Below are 19,343 nucleotides of genomic sequence, written 5' to 3'. Positions count from 1 at the left end.
ACCACTCCATCTTTTACCTTTCGTTAGCGAATCGTATACATAAAAATAAAATATTGCATACAAGATTTATTATTTTGGCCTGGATCCTGCAACACCGTTTGCACTCCCACTCAACGGGTTTTCATACACAGGAGCAGGATTCATGCCAAACAGTCAAAACGCACAGCAGGGTAAGGCCGCTGATTCCGGTGCGGTTTACAGCCCACGTCTTTGCAACGAGGATCTGGCACCGACGCGTGACCAGAACTGGAGCTGGTACAACATCTTTTCGTTCTGGATGTCGGACGTCCACAGCATGGGGGGTTACGTTGTTGCCGCGAGCTTCTTCACGCTTGGGCTGGCAAGCTGGCAGGTATTGCTCTGCCTGCTGGTGGGGATTTGCATCGTGCAGCTGTGCGCCAACCTGGTAGCCAAACCGAGCCAGATGGCAGGCGTGCCCTACGCAGTGATCAGCCGTCAGGCGTTTGGCGTCTTCGGGGCCAACATCCCGGCGGTGATCCGGGGGCTGATCGCCTTTGCGTGGTACGGCATTCAGACCTGGCTTGCCGCCAACGCGCTGATGCTGGTGGTGCTGAAGTTCTGGCCTTCTCTGGCGAGCCTTACCACCGGTGCCTTCCTCGGCCTGTCGCCGCTGGGCTGGATCTGCTTTACCATCATGTGGGTTCTCCAGGCGATGGTCTTCTGGCACGGCATGAGCGCCATTAAGCGCTTTATTGATATCGCCGGGCCGGCGGTCTATGTGGTGATGCTGGCTCTCGCAGGCTGGATCGTATACAAGACCGGTTTTGACGGGATCTCCTTTACCCTCGCCAGTAAATCCCTGAGCGTGGGCGAGCAGACCTGGCAGATGATCACCGCAACCGCGCTGGTGGTGTCTTACTTCTCCGGCCCGCTGCTCAACTTTGGCGACTTCTCCCGCTACGGCAAAAGCATGGGCGAGATCCGCCGCGGTAACCGCTGGGGGCTGCCGTTTAACTTCCTGCTGTTCTCCATCGTTACCGTGGTGATTGTCTCCGGCACCCAGTCGCTGTTTGGCCGCATGATCACCGACCCGATCGAAACCGTCAGCCGGGTGGGTAACGATCTGGCCGTGGCGATTGGCCTGCTGACGATGATCACCGCCACCATCGGGATCAACATCGTCGCGAACTTCGTCTCACCGGCGTTTGATTTCTCTAACTGCTCGCCGCAGAAGATCAGTTTCCGCACCGGGGGGATGATTGCTGCCGTCGGCTCGATACTGCTCACCCCGTGGAACCTGTTCAACTCGCCGGAGCTTATCCACTACACCCTCGACGTGCTCGGGGCGTTTATCGGCCCGCTGTTCGGCATTCTGATTGCCGATTTCTACCTGATTAAGCGCGGCAAGGTGTCGGTAGACGATCTGTTCGATGACACGCCAAAGGGCAAATACTGGTATCGCAACGGCTTTAACCCGAAGGCCATTGGCGCGCTGATCCCATCCGTTGCCGTGGGGCTGGTGATTGGCTTTATTCCGGCCCTGCACGAGGTGGCAAACTTCAGCTGGTTTATCGGCGTCTTCCTCGGCGGCGTGACCTACCGCTGGCTGGCGCGGGATGAGCGCGAGACAGCAGGCGCGGCGTCGTTCAGTTCCCGCGTGGCGACGCAAAAAGAGTAACCACTCCCTCCGGCCGCAGTTTATCTGCGGCCCGTTCATTCTGGCACCGTTCTTGCTGAGCCTTCTCACCCCGCTACGCAAATACTAAGGCAGTAACCATGATGGAATACCAGACTGCGATACGCGGTGCATTTTTTGATATTGCCCGGGTCTGCGACAGCGCAGACGCGATTGCCCAACACGCGCGCTACCTTGAGGACGGGCTGCTGTTTATCCAGAGCGGGAAAATTCTGGCACTGATGCCGTGGCAGGAGGGCGAGCAGTATCTTGACCCCTACAAGGGCTACACCGACCTGCGCGGCAGGCTGCTGCTGCCCGGTTTTGTCGACACCCACGTCCATTACCCGCAAACGGAGATGATCGGCGCCTTTGGCGAACAGCTGCTGGAGTGGCTGACCACCTACACCTTCCCGGTAGAGAGCCAGTTTTCCGATGAAGCCTACGCGAAAGAGATCGCCGAATTTTTCATTCGGCAGCTGGTGAGCAACGGCACCACCACCGCGCTGGTGTTTTGCACGCTGCATCCGCAATCGGTCGAGGCGCTGTTTACCGAGGCCCTGCGCCTCAACATGCGCCTTATCGCCGGAAAGGTGATGATGGACAGGCACGCCCCGGACTACCTGAGCGAAGATGCGAAGCAGAGCTACCGGCAGACGCGGGAGCTGATCCAGCGCTGGCATAAACGCGGGCGGCTGGGGTATGCCATTACGCCGCGCTTCGCCCCGACCTCATCACCGGAACTGCTCGCCGCGGTCAGCCTGATCAGGGAAGAGTTCCCGGATACCTGGCTGCAGACCCATCTCAGCGAAAACCCCAACGAAGTGGCCTGGGTGAACGATCTCTGGCCGGAGCATGAGCGCTATCTGGACGTGTATCACCACTACGGCCTGACCGGTGAGCGCAGCGTGTTTGCCCACGCAATTCATCTGCACCACAGCGAGTGGCAGTGCCTGCATGACACCGGTTCGGCGGTGGCGTTTTGCCCCACCTCGAACCTGTTTCTCGGCAGCGGACTGTTTCGCCTGCCCGCCTGCTGGCAGCACAGGGTGCGGATGGGCATCGGCACCGACGTCGGCGCGGGTACCACCTTCAGCATGCTGCGCACCCTGGGGGAAGCCTACAAGGTGGGCCAGCTTCAGAGCTACCGCCTGCGCGCCAGCGAGGCGTTTTATCACGCCACGCTGGGCGGCGCGCACGCCCTCCGGCTGGACGATAAAATTGGCAACTTCGCGCCCGGTAAAGAGGCGGATTTCGTGGTTATTGACCCTGACGTAACGCCGCTGCAGCGCCTGCGCAATCGCCGCTGTCAGGATATCTACGAGCAGCTTTTTGTGCTGATGACCCTCGGCGACGAGCGTAACATCAGCGAGACCTGGGTCAACGGCGAGCGGGTGTGGTCAACTGCCCCGGTAGGTTGACCATCCGCCGGGCGCAATCACAAACGGCAGATGGAAATGCTCGTCTGCCGTTTCTCCCGTCACAAATTCAATTTGCGCGCAGGGATAGATCGTCTCGCGACCGGTTTCGCTAAACCACGCGCCGATCTCCGCCACCAGCCGATAACGGCCTTTTGGCAGGAAAGGGACAAATTCGGTGATGCGGCCATTTACGTTGGTCACGCCCGTAGCCATGATTTCGCCCTCCCGTTCGAGATGAACCGTCACGCCCTCTGCGGGTTTGCCTGTCGAGATATCGAGAATATGCGTGCTTAACGTACTCATTCGCTAATGACTCCTTCCAGCCGTAGCAGCGTAATTTCCCGCAGCTGTTCCAGCGCGGCCCGGACTTCCTGCGCATCGCTGTTCTCCAGCCGCGCGTGCAGCGCCTGTAAAATATCCTCGCCGCTGCGGCCCTTCGCGCGGATCAGAAACACCCGGCCGAAGCGGGCCTCGTAGCGGGCATTGCCCTCGCGCAGCGCCTGCGCAAGTGCAGCATCGCCTTCATTTACCGCGCCCTGCTCCTGGCGCGACAGCGCCGCCTCCGCCTGTGAACCCGCGGGCTTTTCCCCGATGCGCGGATGGGCGCTCAATGCTTGCGTTAATGCCGCTTCGTCCCAGGCTTGCGTCAGCGCTTTTGCCGTACTGAACAATTCGTCCCGGCTGGCGTAGGGCCGCCCCAGAGCCAGCGCATCGGCCCAGCCGGGGAGCGCTACGCAGGGGTGAATCAGCGCTAACGCCTTTTCGTGGGAAAGATGATTGAACTCGTGCAGTGCGATCATAGTGTCTCCTTTATTATCTTCCTCCAGGTTATTGCACAAACCACGCCACTCTGAGCGCAGGCGTGAAACAGTCGATTCCGCATGGCCCAACTGGAAATTTTTGATTCAAAAAAAGGCACGCCCACCGTGTTTGCGCACCTTAGCAGTGCAAACTCACCTCCCACAACGCCGTTTTCGCCACTCTGCAGCCTGGTACGCAAATTGCTGAATGTTTTTACACCCTGCAAAAGGAGAGAAGCATGAAAGCAATCGTCATTGGCGCGGGTATTGGCGGCCTGAGTGCCGCCGTCGCGCTGAAGAAAGCGGGTATCGACTGTACCGTGTTTGAAGCCGTAAAGGAGATCAGGCCCGTCGGGGCGGCCATCTCCATCTGGCCTAACGGCGTAAAGTGCATGCAGCACCTCGGCATGGGCGACATCATCGAGACGTACGGCGGTCCGATGCGTTTTATGGCCTACAAGGATTACCGGCGCGGCGAGACCCTGACCCGCTTTAGCCTTGCCCCGCTGGTTGAGCGTACCGGCGGGCATCCCTGCCCCGTCTCGCGCACCGAGCTCCAGCGCGAAATGCTGGACTTCTGGGGGCGCGACAAGGTGCAGTTCGGCAAGCGCGTCGAACGCGTAAATGAAGACGACGCGGGCGTGAGCGTGACCTTCACCGACGGCACCACGGCATCCGGGGATTTTCTGATTGCCGCTGACGGTAGCCACTCGGCGGTTCGCCCGTATGTGCTGGGCTATACGCCGGAGCGCCGCTACGCCGGGTACGTGAACTGGAACGGGCTGGTGAAGATTGACGAAGAGATTGCCCCGGCGCACCAGTGGACTACCTTCGTTGGCGAAGGCAAACGCGTGTCGCTGATGCCCGTCTCCGGCGGTCGTTTCTACTTCTTTTTTGACGTGCCGCTGCCCGCGGGCCTGGCGGAGGATCGCACCACCCTGCGAGCCGATCTCACGGGCTACTTCTGCGGCTGGGCGCCGCCGGTGCAGAAGCTTATCGCGGCGCTGGATCCTGAAACGACCAACCGCATAGAAATCCACGACATTGAGCCGTTCGACAGCCTGGTGCGCGGCAACGTCGCGCTGCTCGGCGATGCCGCGCACAGCACCACGCCGGATATCGGCCAGGGCGGTTGTGCGGCGATGGAAGACGCCGTGGTGCTGGGGGAATGCCTGCGTGAAAACCACAGCATTACGCTAGCGCTGCGGCAGTACGAAGCGCTGCGCTGCGACCGGGTGCGCGACCTGGTGCTGAAGGCGCGTAAACGCTGTGACATCACCCACGGGAAAGACATGGCGTTGACGCAGGCCTGGTATCAGGAGCTCAAAGAGGAGACCGGCGAGCGCATCATCAACGGTCTGTGCGAGACCATTCAGGGCGGCCCGTTAGGCTGAACGCAAGAGGGACAACGATGAAAAGAGAACCGACTCCACCCGCCCACAGCACGTTTGAGCCAGAGGACTGGCTGCGTCTGGCGAAATGCTGGCACCCGGTCGCGCGCGCCTGCGATGTCGGCCCGGCGCCGGTCAAAGCGACCCTGCTGGACGAACAGCTGGTGATTTACCGGATTAACGACCAGATTGTGGTCGCAAAAGACGTGTGTCCGCACCGCGGCGTACCGCTGACGCTCGGCTTTCACGACGAACATGGGATCATCTGCCCCTACCACGGCCTCCGCTTTGGGGAGGACGGGCGCTGCAACCGTATTCCGTCCAGCCCCGACCAGCCCGTTCCGGCGAAGCTGAACCTGATTAACTATGCCGTAGAGGAGCGTTTCGGCCTGATCTGGACCTGCCTGGCGTTTGACCCGGACAATCCTGCGCCGTTGCCCACCATGCCGCACTGGGATGAGGACGGATTTCAGCAGATCAACTGCCCGGCGTTTGAGGTGAACGGCTTCGCCGGGCGTCAGGTGGAGGGGTTTCTGGACGTGGCGCACTTTGCGTGGATCCACACTGATACCTTTGCCGATCCCAATAATCAGCTTGTGCCTACCTATCAGCCGCAGGAGACGCCGTTCGGCTTCGTGGCCGATTACTGGAGCTCCGTGAGCAACTATCCCGCCAGTTCAGACGTGCAGGCGCCAGAAGGGTTCCAGTGGCTGCGCCATTTTGAAATGCATCTGCCGTTTACCTCCACCCTGACGATTCATTTTCCGGGAGAGTCGAGACTGGTGATCATGAACGCCGCGTCGCCCGTCTCATCGCGCGTCACCCGCATGTTCGCCCCTATTGCGCGCAATTTTGATCTGCATATTCCCATAGAGGATGTGCATGCCTTTAACCTGCGTATCTTTGAAGAAGATCGCCTGATGGTCGAAACCCAGCGCCCGGAAAGCCTGCCGCTGGACCTGACGCTGGAGGCCCATATTCCCGCCGATAAAAGCTCGATTGCCTACCGTCGTGGACTGAAAAAGATGGGCTTTGGCGAATTTTTCCTGGTATGACGGAGGCCGATATGCTGAACGTGATCGTTGACGGGCTGTGGCGCGAGGGTGACAAAAGCCTCGCCGTCCGGCTGGTGGCTGAAAACGGCGAAGCGCTACCTGCGTGGCAGCCCGGCGCGCACATTGATGTCCACCTGCCCTGCGGCGTGGTACGCCAGTATTCCCTGACCGGGGCATGTGGGGACGAGAGCTATCTTATCTGCGTGGGGCGAGAAGCCGTCTCGCGCGGCGGGTCGCGCTATGTTCACGAGACGCTGCGGCCCGGACAGACGCTGACGATCTCCACCCCGCGCAACCTGTTTCCGCTTGGTCAGGCAGAGCGAGTATTGCTGCTGGCGGCGGGAATTGGCATTACGCCGCTGTATGCGATGGCACTGCAACTGAAGGCGGCCGGAACGCCGTTTACGCTGCACTATTATGTCAGAAACCGCGAAAGCGCGGCGTTTGCGCGCGAACTCTCGCAGTGCGGTGACTGCATTCTTCATACCACCAGCCCGCGTTCCACACTGGTGGAGCATCTCCCCGCGCCTGAAGCGGGGCTGCACGCGTGGGTGTGTGGACCGGCGGGGTTTATGGAGAAAGTCCGCAATGTGGCAGCGGCGAAGGGATGGGATGACTCCCATATTCACAGCGAGGCGTTTCAGCCTGCTGCGCCTGTCAGGGGCGGTGAAGCCGGGGAGATCTTTACGGTCAAGCTGGCCTCCACCGGCGAGCGCTGGCCGGTACCTGCGGATAAGACCATCGCCCAGGTATTACAGGAAAACGGCGTAGACGTGCCGCTGTCATGCGAAATGGGGATCTGCGGCGCATGCCTGACGCCGGTGATTGACGGCGTGGTGGATCACCGGGATAGCGTACAGTCGGATGCAGAAAAAAGCGCGGCTGGCCAGCAGGTGGCGCTGTGCTGTTCGCGGAGCCATTCGGGTGAGCTGGTGATTGCGCTGTAAAATACCCTCTGCGATAGTGCTATCGCAGGGGCGAATCCTCCTCCCTAAATCAAAATATATCATTGTAAATTTCATTATTTCCTCCCATTTTCGAGAGTTAAGATAATTAGAATTACGCACAGTAATGACGCTAATTATCAAAATAGAATACCGCCCATCTTCATCGACCTCTGTCTTTACGGCCATTTATGATGGCTTATCGTGTTTTAATATTTACAGACAGAAAAATATACTATGCCGGTTAATTTCTGCGCCAGATTTTTTCGCGCCGAAACCAATGCAATTCAGGAAGTATAAATGAAATGTTTTATTTGAATGGCACAGGGCCTGTTCCCTGTTCACCATGGGCGGTAGCGTGGAGCAAAGGTCACAGGAGCCACCATGACTGAAGCTATCATCATGTTTTTAATAGCAATGACAACCTTAATCATCGCTCATCCTTTGGCCAGAAAATACAGTCTGGTGGATAAACCCGGAGGCCGAAAACAGCACAGCGGTGATATTCCTTTAATTGGCGGCATTTCTCTGTATTGCGGGATAGTTATATTTCATATTTTGCACCTCAATATTGCCCCGTTTATCGATTCAAGTTTCGTTGCATACATTGTCGGTATTTCTATATTGCTGGCAGTCGGCATTGCGGATGATTATTACGATCTTCCGGTTATACCGCGAATACTGGCGCAGGCGTTAGCTGCGATTGTTATTATCCTGGATGATGTCTACCTCAATACGTTTGGGTTCGTCCTCGGTGAGTATGAACTTCTGCTGGGTTCGGCTGGCTATCTGATAACGCTTTTGGCCGGATGGGCGGCCATCAACGCTTTCAACATGATCGATGGGATTGACGGTCTGCTGGGCTCGGTTTCCGCCGTAATTTTTGCCGCGCTGATGGTTAACTTCCTGTCCGCTGGCGCAGAGCAGCCCGCGCTGTGGTGTCTCCTGATGATCGTGGCCCTGCTTCCTTACCTGATCAGCAATTTTGGCCTGGTGGGCGCAAAGGTCTTTATGGGGGATGCCGGAAGTATGGTTATCGGTTTTACCATGCTTTGGCTGATTCTGAATGCCAGCCAGGGCAGCCATGCCATCATGGCACCGGTGACCGCACTGTGGATTATCGCCCTGCCGCTGATGGATATGGTCACCGTGATGATCCGCCGTCTGCGCCGCCGACAAAGCCCGTTCCATGCCGACCGCGATCATCTGCACCATATTTTATTACGCTGCGGTTTGACGAGCCGCCAGACTGTCTTTGTGATGGTACTGCTCACCGCCGCGCTGGCAGGAATGGGGCTGACGCTGGCAAAGTTTGGCGCCACAGAAAGTGTGTCTATGTCCCTCTATCTTGCCGTTTTCGGTATTTACGTATTGATGAACAACGCTTTGCAGCAGCGTAACCCCGATCCGAGAGTCCATGCAGTCCGATAATCACATCGGCCACTAAAGCCGCCAGCCATGAGCCCTTATGCTTTTTTAGTGAAAGCGCGCCAGCCGGGCTTTCACCTCCTTTGATGAATTGAGTTTTCACTATGATGACCGTTAAGTTTGGGGCCCTCGCCCTCTCTGCTGTTCTGCTCAGCGGATGCACCCTCACGCCCGGCAGTCACCTGTCGACGTCAGGCAAGACCATTATTAATGCGAATGACGCCAGCGCAGATATAAGCAACAAAGTGAACGTCTACAGCGTTACACCCAAATTGATTGAATCGCTGAAGCCCTCGCCGGTAGTCGCTCGCACAAATACTGACCTGGCCGACGAGATCCGTCGTTACGAATATCGTATCGGCGTTGGGGATGTCTTAATGGTCACCGTGTGGGACCACCCTGAGCTCACCACCCCTGCCGGGCAATATCGCAGCGCCTCTGACACCGGGAACTGGGTAAAGTCCGACGGGACTATCTTTTACCCGTACGCGGGCAAGATCAAAGTCGCGGGCCGAACGCTGGCCCAGGTCCGCGATGAGTTAACCCGAAAACTGGCAACCTTTATTGAGTCGCCACAGGTAGACGTCAACGTTGCCGCCTTTCGTTCGCAAAAGGCTTACATCACCGGTGAGGTGACCCGCTCCGGTCAGCAGGCTATCACTAATATTCCGCTCACCATCATGGATGCCATTAACCAGGCGGGCGGTCTGGCCGAAGATGCCGACTGGAATAACGCGGTGCTGACGCACAACGGTAAAGATGAGCGAATCTCGCTTCAGGCGCTGATGAAAAATGGCGATCTTCAGCAAAACCGTCTGCTGTATAACGGCGACATCCTTTTCGTCCCCCGCAACGACGACCTGAAAGTGTTCGTGATGGGCGAAGTGAAAAAGCAAACCACCCTGAAGATGGACCGTAGCGGGATGACGCTCACTGAGGCGCTGGGCAATGCTGAAGGCATCGACCAGATGAGCGCCGACGCGACCGGCATTTTTGTCATTCGCTCGACCGCAGGAAAAGATGCCGGCGGCAAGCTGGCCAACGTTTATCAGCTCAATATTTCCGACGCCACTGCACTGGTGATGGGCACGGAATTCAGGCTTCAGCCTTATGACGTTGTGTATGTCACTACCGCGCCAGTCACCCGCTGGAACCGTGTGTTAAGCCAGCTCGTCCCGACCATTTCCGGTATCAACGATATGACCAATACCGCCCGAATGATTAAGCAGTGGTAACCATGTTTGACTCAATTTTAGTTGTTTGCATTGGCAATATTTGTCGCTCCCCTACCGGGGAGCGGTTATTACGCAGAGCCCTTCCGGATAAGAAAATTGATTCCGCCGGATTAGGCGCACTGGTGGGAAAAGAAGCGGATGCCACCGCAGCGGACGTCGCGGCAGTACACGGCGTATCGCTGGAAGGACACCGCGGGCAGGCGTTCACCTCTGAACTTGCCAGGCAGTACGACCTGATTCTGGTGATGGAAAAATCCCACCTTGAGCGGATCAAAAGAAGCTATCCGGAAGTGAGCGGGAAAGCGATGCTCTTTGGCCACTGGCAGGATCAGCTTGAAATTGCCGATCCCTATAAAAAAAGCCGTGAAATGTTTGAACTGGTTTATAAGCAGCTGGCTCAGGGCGCCGCGCGCTGGGAGCTCGCTTTGAATAAGAACAGAAGAGAGATTCGATAACGTGTCTGACTCATACCACATTTCAAAGACCGCCAGCGAGAAAGAGAAGCTGCTGAGCCTGGCCGACATCATCGGCATTCTGCGCGATGGCAAATGGAAGATCGCCGCCATTACGTCAATGTTCACCCTGGTTAGCGTGGCGTATGTCTTTATGGCGACACCAATTTACCAGGCCACGGCATTAGTCCAGGTTGAAAAAGATGCTGGCAAAAGCATTTTCAGCCAGCTTTCGGATGCTATTCCGGGTGGCAAGCAGGAGTCTCAGCCGCAAATAGGACTGTTGCAATCTCGAATGGTGCTGGGTCAGACGGTTGACGATTTACATCTCGACACCGCCGTACAGGAAAAGCACTTCCCGGTCATCGGCAAAGCGATCGCCAATCTGCTGGGTAATCGGGACGGCAGTATGAAAGTGGAAAATCTGACCGTCCCGGATGACTTTTTGGACATCCCCCTGTCGCTTACCGTCACTGCTGCAAACAGCTATCAAATTGAAATCGACGGCACGACATACACCGGCAACACCGGAGAGCCTTTTTCCCAGAATGGAATCAGCTTTGTTATCAGGGAGATCCATGCCGACGAAGGAACAGTCTTTACGCTGACTAAGCTCGACAAGCTGACCGCCGTGAATCAGCTTCTGAATAGCTTCACTGCAAAAGATATGGGCAACGACAGCGGCATGCTGCAGCTGGCATACCGGGGTGAAGATAAAAAGAAAACGGCGGAGATTTTAAGAAGCATCAGCAACAACTACCTGAAGCAGAACATCGAGCGCAAATCAGAAGAAGCGGCCAAAAGTCTGGAATTTCTTAAAGAGCAGTTACCGCTGGTTTTAAACAACCTGAATAAATCCGAGAATACCCTGCATCAGTTCCGTCAGAAAAACGACTCAGTCGATTTATCGCTTGAGGCCAAATCCATACTCGAGACGGCAGTGGGTATTGAGGCACAAATTAATGAACTGACCTTTAAAGAAGCCGAAATCTCGAAGCTCTATACCCGCGATCACCCGGCCTACCGTACCCTTCTGGAACAAAAAACGGTGCTGATCCAGGAGCGTGATAAGCTCAATGGCCGAATTAGCGCCATGCCGAAAACGCAGCAGGAAGTACTGAGCCTGACCCGTGACGTTCAGGCTGGTCAGGAAGTGTATATGCAGCTTCTGAGCAAACAGCAGGAGCTGAATATCAACAAGGCCAGCGCCATTGGCAGCGTGCGAATCATTGACCACGCCCTAACAGAGAAAAAGCCCGTCGCCCCCGTCAAACCATTGATTATCTTCATCAGCTTTATGCTTGGTCTGTTTGCCTCTGTGACCTATTGCATTTTCCGCAAGCTGTTGCACACCGGAATTGAAAATAGCGAGCAAATTGAAAACTTAGGTGTCAATGTTTACGCCACCATCCCGGTATCAAAATGGCTGAGTAATAAAAATCAGACCATTACCAGAAGTAAACGTGAGCATATGCGCTCCGTGCACCTGCTTGCCAGGGATAATCCTTCAGACCTGGCCGTTGAGGCGATGCGTAGCCTGAGAACCAGCCTGCACTTTGCGATGATGCAGGCCAAAAACAACATTTTGCTTATCTCAGGAGCAACACCAGAAGCCGGTAAGACGTTTGTCAGTTGCAACCTTGCTACGGTGATTGCGCAATCAGGCAAGCGTGTTTTGCTTATCGATGCCGATTTACGTAAAGGCCAGATGCATCACGTTCTGGGCAGCGCGATCAATCATGGCGTCTCCGAAATCCTGCATCGGACAAGCGAGTATGAAAAGGTTATTCAGAAGACAGATATTGAAAACCTTGATTTTATCTCCCGCGGCCATATTCCGCCGAATCCGTCGGAGTTACTCATGACAGAAGCATTTGCGGACCTGATGGTGTGGGCGCAGCATAATTATGATCTGGTGATTGTTGATACCCCTCCGGTATTAGCCGTTAGCGACGCCTGTGTTGCGGCAAAATATGCCGGTACCGTTATGCTTGTGACTCGCTTTCAGAAAAACTCTATAAAAGAAGTTGAAGTCTCAGTGAAACGATTTGTACAGAACGATATAACCGTCAACGGCGTTATTCTGAACGGTGTGGAAAAAACAGCAAGTAACGCCTATGAGTATAATGCTTACTCGTATAGCTAATTGCATATCTCTGTTATATACCGCTTACAGCACTAAAAACACCTGGATCACGCAATGACAATTTATTTTGTAATAATACTCACGGCGGGTATTTTAGGGTATATCTACGATAAAATAGATAAAGATGCTCGAGCGGTAATGAACGCCCTCTTTACTCTTTACTTTACGTTAATCATTGGATTAAGAGATAAAGTGGGCGTCGACTGGTTTGCTTATGTAAGAATGTATAACAGATTCAATGCCGATCCCTGGCGTTACGATACGCATGAACTTCTGTATAAATTAGTCAATATACTTGGTTTCCAGTCACATATAGGATTCGGTTTTGTCATATTTGTTACATCCGCTATTTTCATCATGTCCATTATCAAAGGAGCAGAAACAGCCAAAATAAACCCATATTATTTCTTTGCGTTAAGCGGTGGATATATCTTCGTGATGGCGGGGGTGAATTATATTCGTCAGGGTGTCGCACTGGCTGTCATGACAATAGCGTTTGCACATATTCTTAATGGCGATAAGATTAAATTCTGCATATTTACTTTACTGGCGGGATTGTTTCATACTTCGGCATTGTTTTTAACCGTTTTAATTATAGCCAATGTTAATTTATCACTACTTATTATCAGCACATTACTCATAACGATAATCATTCCTTACTTACCACTTGAACGATATCAACAATATTTTACATCAGACATGGAGAATGGGGGGTTACTATTACGGATTTGTTACCTGTTGGTTCCTGCTACGTTTCTCTTATTAAAGATTCTACGCCGGGATATTCTGTCTCCAGTTATTAAACGGCTAAGTATTATTTGTGTTGGCGCGCCCTGGGCTTTACTTATCATCGGCATGGCAAGCAGTACCATTGCAGACAGGTTATCTTACTACTTTATCTCCCTTATCACTATGTTAGTCATGACTGTTTCATCACAAAAGCAAAGCAATACGAATAATACTGTATTAATCATTATGTTGTTTTCATCACTTACCGCTATGACAATTTGGATAGAAAAAAGCAAATATATAAAACATTACATTTATAATGGCTACTTATTTGAATGGCTGACGTAATGAAAAAACTTATCGAGAACATTATTAACTCAAGCTGTATAAAAATAATTGATTTTGCCTTACCCCTTCTTATTATCCCTTATGTCATTTCAAAGATCGGCATGAGTGCTTTTGGCGTTTTTTCAGTTTGTCTGACATTAGCAAATTTCATTATAACTTTTAATGACTTTGGTCTTAACACTATTTTGTCCAAAAAGATTGCTCAAGATGAAGAAAAACACACTCACCAGCAATTAGTATGTTTACATACCAACATTAAGATACGATTATTTTTACTGATATTACTGATTATAATTCCACTACCAGTTTTAGCACCACAGTTTCCATTACAACTTATAATATGTTTCGCTATTGGGATTTTTTTTGAAACAATATCACCAATAGCATATTTTCAAGGTATTCAGCAACTACGTTTCGCATTAGTGATACAAGCTACTTGTCGAATACTGTCCTCTATATTAATTTTTTTACTTATAAGTGATCCATCAGACGAAATCACATATGCAGCTTTGCACAATCTTTCGTATGTAATTAACAGCATTATTTTATTGCTATTCCTAAAAATGAAATTCGGCATCAAAATAGCATTGATAAATATACCTTCAATACAACTCAAAAAAACGTTACAAGAATCATGGGGAATTTACTCTTACCGTCTGTTAGGTAGCATTATAAATCCTCTGGTATCGTCTTTTATTTCATATTTTTATGGCACTAGTATTGTCACAGTCTACTCGATATCTCAGCGAGTTTGCTCATCTGTTTCAAGAATATATGAATCTATCAGCAATGTCATGTTCCCTCACATTTCAAAAATAGTATCCATTGATTTAGCAAAATTTAAAAAACACTGTTTTATATACCTTGCGTTCTTATTAAGCACATCATTCATAATTATTTTTATTATAGTATATTTTCAGGATATTATTCATATTTACCTGGCAAATAGAACTTTCACATACGAAGAAAAGGCAATTTACCTCTTCACAATCTTGATGATTTTAACGAGCGTGGCTAATTATTTTATATGCCATATAATTATTGCTCTTAATAATTCAAAAATCATTATAATAAATGTAGGATTAAGCTTGTTATTTTTCACCATTGCACTTATATATATATCACTTTTTAATCCACCTGCGTTTTCTGTACCACTTTCACTCTTTCTAAGTGATGCTTTCTTAACATTAACCTTGTTTCTAACCACTTTATCTCTTTTAAAAATTCGCCATCGACAGGTTGTAACACTATGAACAAAATAGCTTTAATCGTAGTTTATTTTGGCCCATTTCCGAATTATTTTAAACTATGGATTAAATCAGCAAAAAAAAATAACCTCATCGACTTTTATATTATTACCGATCAAGTTGAAAATGATCAGCGTGATGGCAATTTGTATTATATTAAAAAAGAATTCGCTCAATTTAAATCGCAAGCTCAACGCCATTTCGATTTTAAAATATCCTTATCGAAGCCATATAAAACTTGTGATTTCAGACCAGCATTTGGGATAATATTTTCAGACATTATTTCAAAATATGATTTTTGGGGCCATACCGATATAGACGTAATATTAGGAAGCATAAACCACTTTATTTCAGATGAAACATTAACCACTTTTAATAAAATATATTCGCATGGTCATCTGACTATATATAAAAACACAACAAAAATGAATAACCTTTTCTTAAGAAGTATTCATATGAAGATGCTTTCCTATAAGGATGTTTTTCAAAGTGATTATCCATGTCATTTTGATGAAAGCGAAGGGATGACATTTCTATGCAACTCGATAGGTATTGAATCGTATGATAACAACAATGACTTCGCAGATATTAATTATAGATCTCACACATTTAAAAGGGCTCAAGAAAAATCGCAAAAAAAATACATTTATTATTGGAATGAAGGGGATTTATTTGAATATTATTATGATGAAAAAACATCATCTTTAGAAAAACGAGAGTGCGCATATATTCACTTACAAAAAAGAAATATGCAAATGCCTGATCAAGATGTTGACGATGCTCAAGGTTTTTTTATTGTACCAAATAAATTCCTGGTCCAACCATTTACTGGCGAATCCATGATTTACAACTACAACAAATATGCAAGGAAGGATAAGATTTATTTTCATTACTATTTAAACAGACTCAAAAATATAAAGCAAAAATTACTAAATGGATATGTAAAATATAAAATATCCTGGTTCATGGCTAAATTATAAAACCCACAAACATACTTATTTTCAACGTAACATGAGAAAAACATGCGAGCCACACTCATCATCACCGGTCTGTCAATGGGAGGCGCAGAAAAACAAGTCTGTGATCTAGCCGATGAACTATCATGCAAGGGAGTCCAAATACAATTAATTTCAATGTCGGGAAAAATACTCATCTCCCCATCGAATAAGGAGATTGAAATTATTTCGCTTTCGATGCGAAGAAACCCACTATCTTTTCTTCTGACATATTTTAAGGTTCGGAAGGAGATCAAGAAATTCAAACCAGACGTCGTCCACAGCCATATGGTACATGCCAATATCTTTGCGCGATTACTTAGAATCACGACACCTATGCCGAAACTCGTATCCACCTCTCACAATTCTTACGAAGGAGGATCGCTACGGGCCTTTATTTGTCGGATCACCGATCCGTTATCTACGCTCTCCACGAATGTCAGTCTGGCAGCGACTGAATCCATTATAAATCGCGGAAGCGTCAATAAAAATAAGGTAACAACCATCCATAACGGCATCAAGATTGACAACTTTCGTTTTGATGAAGTTAACAGGGAAAAGTTACGCCGTGAAATCGGCATTGATCGACAGACACCTTTACTTCTTTCCGTTGGTCGGCTTGCTACGGCAAAAGATTATCCCAATCTATTACGTAGTTTTGCTGCAATTAAAGACAAAACAACTGTGGCGCCGCAGTTAGCCATTATCGGCGGCGGTACGCTGGAAACTGAACTGAAAGCGCTGACAAGCGAACTTGGCATTACTGACCGTGTACACTGGCTTGGCATCAAAAACAATGTCCATGAATGGTTAAGTGCTGGAGACATTTTCGTGATGTCATCTGCATGGGAAGGTTTTCCTTTAGTTATTGTTGAAGCGATGGCAGCAGAGCGAGTGGTTGTTGCGACTGACTGTGGTGGGATACGAGAAGCTCTAGGCAACAACGGCTTTTTAGTTCCACCGCACTCTTCCGCAGCCCTGGCTGAAGCCATTATCACGGCGCTGAATCTTTCGCCTGAAGACGCGCGACAAATGGGCTCAGCTTCCCGTTCCCACGTTGAACAACATTTCTCGATGAGTGCCATTACGCAAAAATGGCTTGCGTTATACCGCTCTCTTTAATCACCACTTCAGAAATACCTCTGACTACGCTGCAGTTAAATCATGAATAACATTGCTATTACGGCCAACACCAGTTGGTATATTTATAATTTCAGAAAAAATACCATTATTGAGCTCATCAACAGGGGAATCAACGTTCATGTTATTTCTCCTTTCGATGATTATACGGGTAAGCTTCGTGCTTTAGGCTGCATGGTTCATGATATTAAAATTGATGGCAGAGGCATAAATCCCGTTATTGATGCTTTTACGTGCCTCAACTTTCTTCGTCTTTATTTGAAAATAAAACCACAAGCCATTTTAAACTTCACACCCAAAAATAATATTTATAGTTCACTTGCGGCAGCGCCACTCCGCATCCCCGTAATAAACAATATTGCCGGGCTGGGTCATGCGTTTATTAATGACGGTTTATTAAATAAAATTGTGCGTGCACTCTATAAAATAAGCCAACGGAGAGCAGAATATATTTTCTTCCAGAACGAAGAAGATATGGCTGTTTTCCGTAAACATAACATTGGCTCAGCAGCAATTAAAAAACGGATACCCGGTTCAGGTGCCGATCTCACACGTTTTTCTTTCACACCGGTACAAAAAGCAAAGACAATTAAATTCCTTCTCTCAGCCAGAATGCTGAAGGAAAAAGGTGTTTATCTTTTTGCAGACGCGGCGCGGCACTTAAAACAAAAATACGGTAATAAAGTTGACTTTTCTCTTTTAGGTTTTTGCGATGCTCAGCACCCTTCAGGTGTGAATATCGAAGAAATTAACACCTGGGTTGATGAGGGTATTATCAATTATCTGGGCGTGACGGATAAGGTCGAAAGCGTACTTAAAGACGTGCACTGCGTGGTTCTGCCTTCCTACTACCGGGAAGGGGTTCCGAAATCACTGCTCGAAGCCGGTGCCATGGGTAAACCGATCATCACGACGGACAATGTTGGCTGCCGCGAAACCGTGGTGGACGGGTTTAACGGCTATCTCTGTGAACCAGGCTGTCTGACAAGTTTGGTAGAGGCCATCGAAAAAATTATTGAATCGTCGGAACATGAGCTTGCTCAGTTAGGAAAAAATAGCCGTAAGCATATCGCCAGCCATTTTGATGAAGCTATCGTCATCAATAAATACTTATCATCCATCAGTCAGGTGACCAGGCATCGCAGCAAGTTGCTTATTCACCCATAGAGTTAGCCTGTTATGAAAATCGCCATTGCCGGTACCGGCTACGTTGGCCTGTCCAACGGTATTCTGCTCGCTCAGCATCATGAAGTTGTCGCGCTTGATATTCTTCAGCACAAAGTTGATTTACTGAACGATAAAAAATCGCCCATTATTGATAACGATATTGAGCATTATTTAAAGAATAAGCATCTGAACCTTCGGGCAACCACCGATAAACATGATGCCTACTTAAATGCTGACTTCGTGATCATCGCCACCCCGACCGACTACGACCCGGAGACAAACTACTTTGATACCGCCTCCGTTGAGGCGGTGATTAAGGACGTCATCGCCATTAATCCGCAGGCGGTGATGGTGATTAAGTCTACAGTTCCGGTGGGTTACACGCAGCATATCAGGCAACAGTTCGGTGTCCAGAACATCCTATTCTCACCAGAATTTCTGCGTGAAGGGCGAGCTCTGCACGATAACCTTCACCCTTCGCGAATAATCGTGGGCGAGCGCTCCGAGCGCGCCTCGCTATTCGCCAGTTTGCTGCTGGAAGGGGCAGTCGAAAAACACTGTCCGGTCATTTTTACTGACTCGACGGAAGCCGAAGCGATCAAGCTTTTTGCTAATACCTACCTGGCGATGCGCGTCGCCTACTTCAACGAGCTTGATAGTTATGCCGAAACGCACGGCCTCAATGCACGTCAGATTATTGAAGGCGTGTGTCTGGATCCTCGTATCGGTCATCATTATAACAATCCGTCATTTGGCTACGGCGGGTACTGCCTGCCCAAGGACACAAAACAGCTCCTGGCCAACTACCGTGATGTACCTAACAAGCTTATCGGCGCGATCGTCGAGGCGAACAGCACGCGCAAAGATTTTGTTGCCGATGCTATTCTCAGCCGTTCGCCGAAACGCGTGGGCATATACCGCTTGATTATGAAAGCCGGCTCGGACAATTTCCGGGCGTCATCCATCCAGGGCATTATGAAGCGCATTAAAGCTAAAGGCATTGATGTTGTTATTTACGAACCCGCGCTGAAGAAAAATGAATTTTTCCATTCCAGAGTGATTAAAGATCTCAATGAATTTAAGCACAGCACCGACGTAATAATCTCCAACCGTATGGCCACCGAGCTTTTCGATGTCCAAAGCAAAGTCTATACGCGCGATATTTTTGGCGATAACTGAAAACATCCTGCCCTGAAAATATTTAACCTA

17 protein-coding genes are annotated in these 19,343 nt (G+C 50.0%); 15 read left to right on the top strand and 2 right to left on the bottom strand.

Translation table 11 applies throughout. The features are described from left to right. The first annotated feature begins 142 nt into the window (after window positions 1-142). Together ACWKXT_RS01025 and guaD are read left to right on the top strand one after the other, a co-directional pair. Window positions 143-1,639 (top strand): NCS1 family nucleobase:cation symporter-1, encoded by a 1,497-nt coding sequence (locus tag ACWKXT_RS01025; protein ID WP_454531457.1) that lies wholly within the window; start codon window positions 143-145, stop codon window positions 1,637-1,639. A gap of 101 nt (window positions 1,640-1,740) precedes the next feature. Further along, window positions 1,741-3,057, top strand: coding sequence for a guanine deaminase (gene guaD, locus ACWKXT_RS01020; RefSeq protein WP_454531889.1), 1,317 nt, complete (start codon window positions 1,741-1,743; stop codon window positions 3,055-3,057). Here the strand turns inward: guaD and uraH are convergent. Next, window positions 3,037-3,360, bottom strand: coding sequence for a hydroxyisourate hydrolase (uraH, locus tag ACWKXT_RS01015; protein WP_333075216.1), 324 nt, complete (start codon window positions 3,358-3,360; stop codon window positions 3,037-3,039). The two genes, guaD and uraH, sit on opposite strands and share 21 nt — an antisense overlap. Next, window positions 3,357-3,857 (bottom strand): 2-oxo-4-hydroxy-4-carboxy-5-ureidoimidazoline decarboxylase, encoded by a 501-nt coding sequence (gene uraD, locus ACWKXT_RS01010; protein ID WP_454531888.1) that lies wholly within the window; start codon window positions 3,855-3,857, stop codon window positions 3,357-3,359. The genes uraH and uraD overlap by 4 nt, the downstream gene beginning before the upstream one ends. Window positions 3,858-4,096: 239 nt before the next feature. On the opposite strand from uraD, the gene hpxO reads away from it, so the two are divergent. From hpxO to ACWKXT_RS00945, 13 genes are all read left to right on the top strand, one after another. Further along, complete coding sequence (gene hpxO, locus ACWKXT_RS01005) at window positions 4,097-5,251, top strand: FAD-dependent urate hydroxylase HpxO (RefSeq protein WP_454531456.1); 1,155 nt, start codon at window positions 4,097-4,099, stop codon at window positions 5,249-5,251. 17 nt (window positions 5,252-5,268) lie between these two features. Continuing rightward, window positions 5,269-6,303, top strand: coding sequence for a molybdenum cofactor-independent xanthine hydroxylase subunit HpxD (gene hpxD / locus ACWKXT_RS01000; RefSeq protein ID WP_454531455.1), 1,035 nt, complete (start codon window positions 5,269-5,271; stop codon window positions 6,301-6,303). 11 nt (window positions 6,304-6,314) lie between these two features. Next, the gene (locus tag ACWKXT_RS00995) at window positions 6,315-7,250 is read left to right on the top strand and encodes a PDR/VanB family oxidoreductase (protein WP_454531454.1); all 936 of its coding nucleotides are present in this window, start codon (window positions 6,315-6,317) and stop codon (window positions 7,248-7,250) included. Window positions 7,251-7,631: 381 nt separating this feature from the next. Further along, window positions 7,632-8,678 carry a UDP-N-acetylglucosamine--undecaprenyl-phosphate N-acetylglucosaminephosphotransferase gene (gene wecA, locus ACWKXT_RS00990; protein ID WP_454527295.1) on the top strand — a complete coding sequence of 349 codons (1,047 nt, stop codon included), beginning with the start codon at window positions 7,632-7,634 and terminating at the stop codon, window positions 8,676-8,678. A gap of 101 nt (window positions 8,679-8,779) precedes the next feature. Then, the gene (locus tag ACWKXT_RS00985) at window positions 8,780-9,910 is read left to right on the top strand and encodes a polysaccharide export protein (RefSeq protein ID WP_454531453.1); all 1,131 of its coding nucleotides are present in this window, start codon (window positions 8,780-8,782) and stop codon (window positions 9,908-9,910) included. 2 nt (window positions 9,911-9,912) lie between these two features. Then, window positions 9,913-10,365 carry an arsenate reductase/protein-tyrosine-phosphatase family protein gene (locus ACWKXT_RS00980; RefSeq protein ID WP_454527297.1) on the top strand — a complete coding sequence of 151 codons (453 nt, stop codon included), beginning with the start codon at window positions 9,913-9,915 and terminating at the stop codon, window positions 10,363-10,365. A gap of 1 nt (window position 10,366) precedes the next feature. Then, window positions 10,367-12,508: a polysaccharide biosynthesis tyrosine autokinase gene (locus ACWKXT_RS00975; RefSeq protein WP_454531452.1), complete on the top strand. Its 2,142-nt coding sequence runs from the start codon at window positions 10,367-10,369 to the stop codon at window positions 12,506-12,508. 54 nt (window positions 12,509-12,562) lie between these two features. Continuing rightward, entirely contained in the window at window positions 12,563-13,585 is a 1,023-nt protein-coding gene (locus ACWKXT_RS00970; protein ID WP_454527299.1) for an EpsG family protein, read from the top strand. After that, window positions 13,585-14,838 carry an oligosaccharide flippase family protein gene (locus ACWKXT_RS00965; RefSeq protein ID WP_454531451.1) on the top strand — a complete coding sequence of 418 codons (1,254 nt, stop codon included), beginning with the start codon at window positions 13,585-13,587 and terminating at the stop codon, window positions 14,836-14,838. Before ACWKXT_RS00970 ends, ACWKXT_RS00965 begins: the two co-directional genes overlap by 1 nt. After that, a complete protein-coding gene (locus tag ACWKXT_RS00960; protein WP_454531450.1) occupies window positions 14,835-15,812 on the top strand; it encodes a DUF6625 family protein in 978 nt (325 codons plus the stop codon). Before ACWKXT_RS00965 ends, ACWKXT_RS00960 begins: the two co-directional genes overlap by 4 nt. A gap of 42 nt (window positions 15,813-15,854) precedes the next feature. Then, on the top strand, window positions 15,855-16,949 hold the full coding sequence (locus tag ACWKXT_RS00955; protein ID WP_454527302.1) for a glycosyltransferase: 1,095 nt from the start codon (window positions 15,855-15,857) through the stop codon (window positions 16,947-16,949). A gap of 42 nt (window positions 16,950-16,991) precedes the next feature. After that, the gene (locus tag ACWKXT_RS00950) at window positions 16,992-18,134 is read left to right on the top strand and encodes a glycosyltransferase family 4 protein (RefSeq protein WP_454527303.1); all 1,143 of its coding nucleotides are present in this window, start codon (window positions 16,992-16,994) and stop codon (window positions 18,132-18,134) included. A 12-nt stretch (window positions 18,135-18,146) separates the two neighbouring features. Further along, window positions 18,147-19,313 carry a nucleotide sugar dehydrogenase gene (locus ACWKXT_RS00945; protein ID WP_454527304.1) on the top strand — a complete coding sequence of 389 codons (1,167 nt, stop codon included), beginning with the start codon at window positions 18,147-18,149 and terminating at the stop codon, window positions 19,311-19,313. Window positions 19,314-19,343 lie beyond the last annotated feature (30 nt).

The sequence above is a fragment of the Enterobacter sp. UPMP701 genome, assembly GCF_053709515.1.
Note: the sequence above shows the minus strand (reverse complement) of the source record. Positions and strands in the feature narration are given on the sequence as shown.

Excerpts from the sequence above, each read along its gene's own strand:
- ACWKXT_RS01025 (WP_454531457.1), top strand. The coding sequence starts at position 143 with ATGCCAAACAGTCAAAACGCACAGCAGGGTAAGGCCGCTGATTCCGGT.
- guaD (WP_454531889.1), top strand. The coding sequence starts at position 1,741 with ATGGAATACCAGACTGCGATACGCGGTGCATTTTTTGATATTGCCCGG.
- uraH (WP_333075216.1), bottom strand. The coding sequence starts at position 3,360 with ATGAGTACGTTAAGCACGCATATTCTCGATATCTCGACAGGCAAACCC.
- uraD (WP_454531888.1), bottom strand. The coding sequence starts at position 3,857 with ATGATCGCACTGCACGAGTTCAATCATCTTTCCCACGAAAAGGCGTTA.
- hpxO (WP_454531456.1), top strand. The coding sequence starts at position 4,097 with ATGAAAGCAATCGTCATTGGCGCGGGTATTGGCGGCCTGAGTGCCGCC.
- hpxD (WP_454531455.1), top strand. The coding sequence starts at position 5,269 with ATGAAAAGAGAACCGACTCCACCCGCCCACAGCACGTTTGAGCCAGAG.
- ACWKXT_RS00995 (WP_454531454.1), top strand. The coding sequence starts at position 6,315 with ATGCTGAACGTGATCGTTGACGGGCTGTGGCGCGAGGGTGACAAAAGC.
- wecA (WP_454527295.1), top strand. The coding sequence starts at position 7,632 with ATGACTGAAGCTATCATCATGTTTTTAATAGCAATGACAACCTTAATC.
- ACWKXT_RS00985 (WP_454531453.1), top strand. The coding sequence starts at position 8,780 with ATGATGACCGTTAAGTTTGGGGCCCTCGCCCTCTCTGCTGTTCTGCTC.
- ACWKXT_RS00980 (WP_454527297.1), top strand. The coding sequence starts at position 9,913 with ATGTTTGACTCAATTTTAGTTGTTTGCATTGGCAATATTTGTCGCTCC.
- ACWKXT_RS00970 (WP_454527299.1), top strand. The coding sequence starts at position 12,563 with ATGACAATTTATTTTGTAATAATACTCACGGCGGGTATTTTAGGGTAT.
- ACWKXT_RS00965 (WP_454531451.1), top strand. The coding sequence starts at position 13,585 with ATGAAAAAACTTATCGAGAACATTATTAACTCAAGCTGTATAAAAATA.
- ACWKXT_RS00960 (WP_454531450.1), top strand. The coding sequence starts at position 14,835 with ATGAACAAAATAGCTTTAATCGTAGTTTATTTTGGCCCATTTCCGAAT.
- ACWKXT_RS00955 (WP_454527302.1), top strand. The coding sequence starts at position 15,855 with ATGCGAGCCACACTCATCATCACCGGTCTGTCAATGGGAGGCGCAGAA.
- ACWKXT_RS00950 (WP_454527303.1), top strand. The coding sequence starts at position 16,992 with ATGAATAACATTGCTATTACGGCCAACACCAGTTGGTATATTTATAAT.
- ACWKXT_RS00945 (WP_454527304.1), top strand. The coding sequence starts at position 18,147 with ATGAAAATCGCCATTGCCGGTACCGGCTACGTTGGCCTGTCCAACGGT.